1 protein-coding gene is annotated in these 1,514 nt (G+C 36.9%); it reads left to right on the top strand.

Annotation, left to right across the window (positions count from 1 at the left end; translation table 11 throughout):
* Nucleotides 1–1,487: recombinase family protein (locus ACQRDX_RS09290; RefSeq protein WP_427896607.1), on the top strand; the 1,487-nt coding region annotated here is incomplete at its 5' end.
* Nucleotides 1,488–1,514 lie beyond the last annotated feature (27 nt).

The following is a 1,514-nucleotide window of genomic DNA, read 5'->3' as shown; positions in this document are numbered from 1 at the left end:
TTTTCTTGTACCCATTTTATCATTTTTTAGGAAATTTTGAAAGAGGTACTATTATGATGGACAGGAATAAAGTGGCTATCTATGTCCGTGTCAGCACACAAGGACAGGTAGATGATGGCTATTCACTTGATGAACAAGTTGACTTATTAACAAACTACTGCAAATTGAAAGAGTGGACTCTTTATGATGTGTACGTTGATCCAGGGATTTCTGGAAAAAATATGCACAGACCAGAGATAGAACGACTCACTAGAGACGCTAAACGAAAATTATTCGACATTGTACTCATATACGACTTGAAACGGCTTGGACGCTCTCAAAAAGAGAATATTGTGCTTGTAGAAGATGTTTTCAATCCAAACGGTATTAGATTAGTCAGCTTTACAGAGAACTTTGACGCCTCTACCCCAGTTGGAAAAATGGTTTTTGGTATGCTATCAGCATACGCTGAACTAGATAGGGCAAATATTGCAGAAAGAATGATGATGGGGAAAATCGGTAGAGCGAAAGCTGGGAAAGCTATGTCTTGGGGAATGCCTCCCTTTGCTTACAATTACAACAAAGAAACAGGCGACCTAGAGCTAGATGAGGTTAAAGCTCCGATAGTTGAAATGATATATAGTGAGTTTCTAAAAGGCGCCTCTGTTAATAAAATTGTTCAAAAATTGAACTCAATGAATTATCACGGTAAAAATCATGATTGGAAACACCACGCTGTCACAGTTATCATTGATAATCCTGTATATTGTGGAATGATGAAATACATGGGACAAACTTACCAAGCTAAACACACTCCCATCATAGATAAAAAAACTTTTGAACTTGCTCAGCTAGAACGAAAAAAGAGGCTGGCAAAATATCATAACGCTGAATGGGTTCCCCCATTTCAAAGAAAATATATCGGCTCTAAAATTTGTTACTGTGGTCTATGTGGAGCACACCTAAAGTCAGAAAAAGATAAGAAAAATAAACTTACTGGCATACGGTCTATCTCGTTCTTTTGCCCTAACACAAGATCTAGGGGTACAGGGGAGTGTACAAACCCACGTTTCAAACAATCTGTACTGGAGGGGTATATCCTGAATGAGGTGGCAAAGTTACAACAAAATCCTGAAAAGTTAAAAGACATCAAACCTGCTGAGGACAATGAGCTGCATAACAAAATAGCAACCTATGAAAAAAAGATAAAGCAAAATACATCAAAGCTATCAAAATTAAATGACCTATATTTGAATGACCTTATTTCTCTTGATGATCTGAAACAGCAATCAAAATCACTACTAAACGAAAATGAGTTCATGGAAGAACAAATAAAACTCTTGTCAGCTACAACAAGAGAAGATGAATTACGCAAAAAAATAGACACCTTTCTAGCATTCCCAGACATACTGACCGCTGACTACGATACACAAAAACAGGCTGTAGAGCTTGTAATATCAAGGGTTGAGGCAACCAAAGATGGTATAGATATTTTTTTCAACTTTTAACCCTGTTTTAAGACCCAGCATTAAAAT

The organism is Streptococcus sp. SGI.013 (assembly GCF_050315295.1).
In the GTDB taxonomy this organism is placed as follows: Bacteria; Bacillota; Bacilli; order Lactobacillales; family Streptococcaceae; genus Streptococcus; species Streptococcus porcorum.
The sequence above is the reverse complement of the archived record's forward strand: the minus strand, read 5'-3'. Positions and strand labels throughout refer to the sequence as shown.